Consider the following 5,544-nt stretch of genomic DNA (forward strand, 5'->3'; position numbering starts at 1 on the left):
GGCCGCCGAGCGCCTGCCACGCCCCCTGCCAGGCGACGCGACGGATGTCGAGCGTGCCGTCGGCGAGGATGCCGGCGCTCGCACGACCGGGGTTCGGTGGGCTCTGCAGCTCGCCGTCGCGCATGAACATCCCGCTCGGACGCCCGGTCGCGAGCGAGAACAGGTCGCCGTTGACGCCCGCGCTGGTGGCGCTCGGGACGAGCCGGCGCTGCATCGCGGTGAGGGTCTCGCTCCCGATCACGGTGTCGGTCGAGAGCACCGGCGCCAGCGTCGTCGTGCCGCCCGGGCGCGGCCCCATGAGGACGTTGATCACGACCGGCCCACCCGGCGTCATCTGCACGTCGGTCTGGTAGGTGACGCCCGGCCAGAGCGCACGCGACTCCGCGTGCGCCGGCACGGCGGCGACGAGGGCGAGCGCGGCGGCGAGGAGCAGACGGCGCAGCATGGCTGCGACCGACGGTAGCGAAGCGACGGTGCCGGTCCGGAACCCGCTTACACGATCCGAACCGATCGGGGGCACCCCGCCTCGCGGTAGGCTCGCGCCGTGCGCGCCCTCGACCACCTGCTCCGGGCCAACCGTGCGTGGTCGGACGCCGTGCGGCGGGACGACCCGTCGTTCTTCGACCGCCTCGCCGACCAGCAGGCACCGGCGTACCTCTGGATCGGGTGCTCCGACAGCAGGGTGCCGGCGAACGAGATCGTCGGCCTCCCGCCCGGAGAGGTGTTCGTGCACCGCAACGTCGCCAACGTCGTCGTGCACTCGGACCTCAACTGCCTCTCGGTCCTGCAGTACGCGGTCGACGTGCTCCGGGTGCGTGACGTGATCGTCTGCGGGCACTACGGGTGCGGCGGGGTGCGGGCGGCGCTCGAGGGGTCTCGCCACGGACTGATCGACAACTGGCTCCGCCACGTGCAGGACGTCGCCGAGCGACACGTCGAACGACTCGAGTCGGTTCCCGAGGCCGAGCGGCTCGACCGCCTGTGCGAGCTGAACGTCGTCGAGCAGGTGATCAACGTCGGTCGGACGACGATCGTCGCGGACGCATGGGCACGCGGCCAGCGACTGACCCTGCACGGGGTCGTCTACGGGCTCCACGACGGGATCCTCAGGGATCTCGAGGTGGGCGGGTCGAGCGAGGACGAGGTGACGCGCAGCGCCGCCGCGGTCGTCGCGGCGGGACGACCGGCTAGCCGAACGCCCTGACCTCGCGGTACAGCGTGTCGCGCTGGACCGCGGTGCGGCCGGTCGCCCGAATCAGGTGCACGAGCTCGTCCGTCGACGTGCGGTGGGTCGTTCCCGCAGCCGAGACGACGTTCTCCTCGAGCATCACGGAGCCCATGTCGTCGGCGCCGAAGTCGAGGGCGACCTGGCCGATCTTCATGCCCTGCGTGACCCAGCTCGACTGGATGTGGGGGACGTTGTCGAGGTAGATGCGGGAGACCGCCTGTGTCAGCAGGTAGTCGAAGGAGGTGGGCATCTGCTCGTCGGTCACGACGTCGTCGAGCCGGTTGCCGTCGCGCTGGAAGGTCCAGGAGATGAAGGCGCGGAAGCCTCCGGTCTCGTCCTGCAGCTCGCGCACGCGGCGCATGTGCTCCACGCGCTCCTCGAGCGTCTCGACGTGCCCGTACATCATCGTCGCCGTCGTCGACATGCCGAGGCGATGCGCCTCCCGCATCACGCCGAGCCACTCGTCGGCGGTCGTCTTCTTGGGCGCGATCACGTCGCGCACGCGATCGACGAGGATCTCGGCGCCGCCGCCCGGGAGCGAGTCGAGCCCCGCATCGCGCAGCCGGGAGAGCGTCTCCCAGACGGTCAGCTTCGACCGGCGGGCGATGTGCTGGACCTCGGGCGGCGAGAGGCAGTGGAGGTGCACGCGGTACCGGCTCTTGATCGACCGGAAGAGGTCCTCGTAGTAGGCGATGTCGAGATCCGGGTGGTGCCCGCCCTGCATCAGGACACCGGTGCCGCCGATCGCGAGCGTCTCCTCGATCTTCTTGAAGATCACCGGCTTCGGCAGGAGGTACGCCTCCCGTGTGTCGCCGGGCCTCCGGTAGAACGCGCAGAAGTCGCAGTCCGTGTGGCAGACGTTGGTGTAGTTGATGTTCCGGTCGACGATGAACGTGACGCGCCCCGGGTCGTTGCGCCGGTTGCGGAGCTCGTTCGCGACGCGCCCGACCGCGACGAGGTCCCGCGAGCGCAGGAGCGTCGCCGCGTCCGCGTCGCTGATCCGGGCGCCGTCGAGCGCCGCCTCGAGGATCTCGGAGACGGCCCGTCCGCCCGCGGACGACTCCGGCGCCGGGGCCACCCCCCTCGGGGCCACGCTCACGCGCTTGCCCTCGCGGCGTCGGGAACGAATCGGAGCTCGGGGACGCGGTCGAGCTCGCCGACGTCCCGCGCCATCTCCATGAACGTGTAGAGGCCCGCACGCTCACGCGGCCCGAAGCTGTAGCGGAGCTTCTCGAAGTACCGGGCGAGGAACCCGGCGGGGTAGCCGTACTGGCGGCTCGCCTCGTGGGCGAGGAGCTCCGGCTCGGCCCGGGCCATGCGCACCGAAGCGACGAGCGCGTCCTGGAGCCCCAGCAGGCCCTCGGCGACGGGCTCCGGCGCCGCCCAGACCGCGAACACCATCGGCAGGCCGGTGCGCTCGAGCCAGAGCCGGCCGAGGTCGTAGTGCGGCGTCGGGTCCTCGAAGGCGCTGCGCAGGGCGGCGTCCCCGATGAGCAGCGTCGCGTCGGCCGGCTCGCCCAGCGGCACGTGCTCGGCCTGCGGCAGCAGGACCTTCGTGAGCACGACCGAGGTGGCGCTCTCGGGCGTGACGGCCACCGTGCGGACACGCGGGAGCGACATCCGCGTCACGAGCTGGATCGAGTCGACCGCGCCCTCGGACGAGACGCACAGGCGCGGCAGCAGGCGGAGGCGGTCGGCGTTCCGCGCGTACTCGATCGAGGAGATCGGCGCGACGTCGAGCGCGCCGGCGGTCAGCAGCCGGTTGAGCTCGGTGGGCACGCCCGTCACCTCCTCGACGTCGTGCTCGAGCCGGAAGAACACCGGCGCCATGTTCACGTACGAGATGCGGCCGAGCCTGATCACGTCGGGTGCTCGGTTCGGCCGAGGAAGTCGAGGAGGAGGGGCACGACCTCCTCGTGTGCGTCCTCCTGCAGGTAGTGGGAGGCGTCGGGGAGCTCGTGAACGTCCGCCGCCGGGAACCGGTGGCGCCACATCGCGAGCGCCTCTGCCCGGAAGGCGGGGTCCTGCATCGCCCAGCAGATGAGCACGGGCTTGTCCGCGAGGGCGCCGAGGCCCGCCTCGACGTGGTCGGCGAGCCGCCGCGTCGGGCTCTTCTCCGTGAACGCGATCAGCCGGGGGTAGGCGAGGACGCCGGTGCGACTGTCCCAGCTCGGGTGCGGCGCGAGGTAGGCGGCGCGCTCGTGCTCGCCGAGCCGCTCGGGATGCGCGATCCCCTCCTTGAAGAGCAGCCGACGCACGAAGGCGTGCGCGCCCTTCGCGAGCAGCTCGCCCGTCCCCGGCGCGCGGATCAGCTTGAAGACGAGGGGCGCCTCCATGCCCGGGGGGGCCGACCCCGTGAAGGTGTTGAGGAGGACGAGGCGCGCCACCCTGCCCGGGTTGTCGACGGCCCACGCGAGCCCGATCGGGCCGCCCCAGTCCTGCACGACGAGGGTGACGCCGTCGAGGCCGAGCTCGTCCATCAGGGCCCCGAAGTGGCTCACGTGCCGCTGGATCGAGTACTCACGCTGGCGCTTCGGCTTGTCGGAGCGGCCGAACCCGAGCTCGTCGTGGGCGACGACGCGGTATCCCGCGTCGGCGACCGGGGCGATGAAGTTGCGGTAGAGGTAGGCCCACGTCGGGTTCCCGTGGAGCATCACCACCGGCTCGCCGTCGCGGGGCCCCTCGTCGACGTAGTGGAGGCGGATCCCGTCCGTGAACAGCCAGCGCGGCTCGTAGGGCCACGTGCCGCCGAAGCTCCAGTCGCGCGAGTCCATCTCGCGCTGCGCCGGCGTCAGCACCACCTCGACCGGTGCCTTCACGGCCATCGGCGCAGCTCGTTGTACAGCGTGTCGCGCTGCACGGGAACCCGGCCGGCGGCGGTCACGAAGCGGACGAGCTCCTCCACCTTCTGCTCCGTCCCCGTCCGGCCTCCGGCAGCCTTGAAGATCTCCTCCCGCATCACCGTGCCCTGCACGTCGTTCGCGCCGAAGTGGAGCGCGACGGCGGCCATCGGCATCCCCATCATGATCCAGTACGCCTTGACGTTCGGGACGTTGTCGAGCATCAGCCGCGAGAACGCCAGCATCTTCAGGTCGTCGGCGCCGGTCGTGTGCCGGAACCCGCGCCGCTCGAAGACGGTGTTCTCCGGGTGGAAGGCGAGCGGGATGAAGGCGAGGAAGCCGCCGGTGCGATCCTGCTGCTCGCGCAGGCGCAGGATGTGGTCGACACGCTCCTCGTACGTCTCCACGTGGCCGTAGAGCATCGTGCAATGGGTCGGGATGCCCAGGCGATGCGCGGTGTCGTGGACGTGGAACCAGACGTCCGGGTGCTCCTTGCCCGGCGCGACGAGACGCCGCACCCGGTCGGCGAAGATCTCCGCGCCGCCGCCCGGCAACGATCCGAGGCCCGCGTCCTTGAGCTCCCGCAGCACCTGCTCGTGCGTGAGGCCGGAGAGCGTCGTCATGTGGTGGATCTCGGACGCCGTGTAGCACTTGAGGTGCACGTCGGGGAGCACCGCATGGAGCGACGCGATCGTGTCCCGGTAGAAGTCGAAGTCGACGTGCGGGTTCTCGCCGTTGACCATGTGGATCTCGGTGAAGCCGGTCGCAGCGTGATGGGCGACGGCGTCCTCCACGAGCTCCTCCGCCGTGATCGTGTAGGCGTGCTCCTGCTTCCGGGTCGCCGCGAACGCGCAGAACTTGCACTTCACGCGGCACACGTTGGTCTGGTTCAGGTACGTGTTCTGGACGAAGTAGACGTCGTCGGTGCCACCGCGACGTCGGCGAGCGCGGTCGGCGAGCTCCCCCAGGGCGAGGAGATCGTCCGACTCGAGGATCGCGAGCCCGTCCTCGAGGTCGAGGCGCTCGCCGGCCTCGACCTTCTCCCGGACGACTCCGAGCGTGCCTGTGTGGTCGAGGGTCGCCATCAGCTGGAACGGTGCACCACCGCGTCGGCGAGGGCGTCGAGCGCTGCGCGGCGGGGTGACCCGTTCAACGCCTCCCTCGCCCTCGTAGCGTAGTCGAGGGCAACCTCGCGGGCGCGCTCGAGCGCGCCGGTCGCGGCGACCCGTACGAGCACGCCCTCGAGCGGCCCGCCGGCGATCGCGTCGCGCACGACCGGGTCGTCGCGCGCGGCGAGCAGCAGCGGCAGGGTCGGCGTCCCGTCCCGCAGGTCGGTGCCCGGGACCTTTCCGGTCTCGATCGTCTCGCCGGCGCAGTCGAGGATGTCGTCTGCGATCTGGAAGGCGATGCCGAGGAGGTACCCGTAGTCGGCGCTCCCGCCGCCGAGCACGCACGCCGCCTCGAAGAGCTTCCCCG

General features: G+C 71.3%; 6 protein-coding genes and 1 pseudogene. 1 reads left to right on the top strand and 6 read right to left on the bottom strand.

From position 1 onward, the window contains the following. Positions 1-445: pseudogene (locus AC162C_RS13365) on the bottom strand (hypothetical protein); the annotation flags it as partial. Between the two features lie 99 nt (positions 446-544). Between AC162C_RS13365 and can the strand changes: the two are divergent. Beyond that, a complete protein-coding gene (gene can / locus AC162C_RS13370) occupies positions 545-1,204 on the top strand; it encodes a carbonate dehydratase (protein ID WP_484097978.1) in 660 nt (219 codons plus the stop codon). Here the strand turns inward: can and mqnC are convergent. From mqnC to AC162C_RS13395, 5 genes are all read right to left on the bottom strand, one after another. Beyond that, entirely contained in the window at positions 1,188-2,327 is a 1,140-nt protein-coding gene (mqnC, locus tag AC162C_RS13375; protein WP_484097979.1) for a cyclic dehypoxanthinyl futalosine synthase, read from the bottom strand. The genes can and mqnC overlap by 17 nt on opposite strands. Beyond that, on the bottom strand, positions 2,324-3,091 hold the full coding sequence (locus tag AC162C_RS13380) for a menaquinone biosynthetic enzyme MqnA/MqnD family protein (protein ID WP_484097980.1): 768 nt from the start codon (positions 3,089-3,091) through the stop codon (positions 2,324-2,326). Before AC162C_RS13380 ends, mqnC begins: the two co-directional genes overlap by 4 nt. Beyond that, positions 3,088-4,053 (bottom strand): alpha/beta fold hydrolase, encoded by a 966-nt coding sequence (locus AC162C_RS13385; protein ID WP_484097981.1) that lies wholly within the window; start codon positions 4,051-4,053, stop codon positions 3,088-3,090. Before AC162C_RS13385 ends, AC162C_RS13380 begins: the two co-directional genes overlap by 4 nt. Further along, a complete protein-coding gene (gene mqnE, locus AC162C_RS13390) occupies positions 4,044-5,153 on the bottom strand; it encodes an aminofutalosine synthase MqnE (RefSeq protein WP_484097982.1) in 1,110 nt (369 codons plus the stop codon). Before mqnE ends, AC162C_RS13385 begins: the two co-directional genes overlap by 10 nt. Then, a partial coding sequence (locus tag AC162C_RS13395) for a polyprenyl synthetase family protein (RefSeq protein ID WP_484097983.1) occupies positions 5,153-5,544 on the bottom strand: 392 nt, incomplete at its 5' end. The genes AC162C_RS13395 and mqnE, both read right to left, overlap by 1 nt.

It is taken from the genome of Gaiella sp. (genome assembly GCF_057140465.1).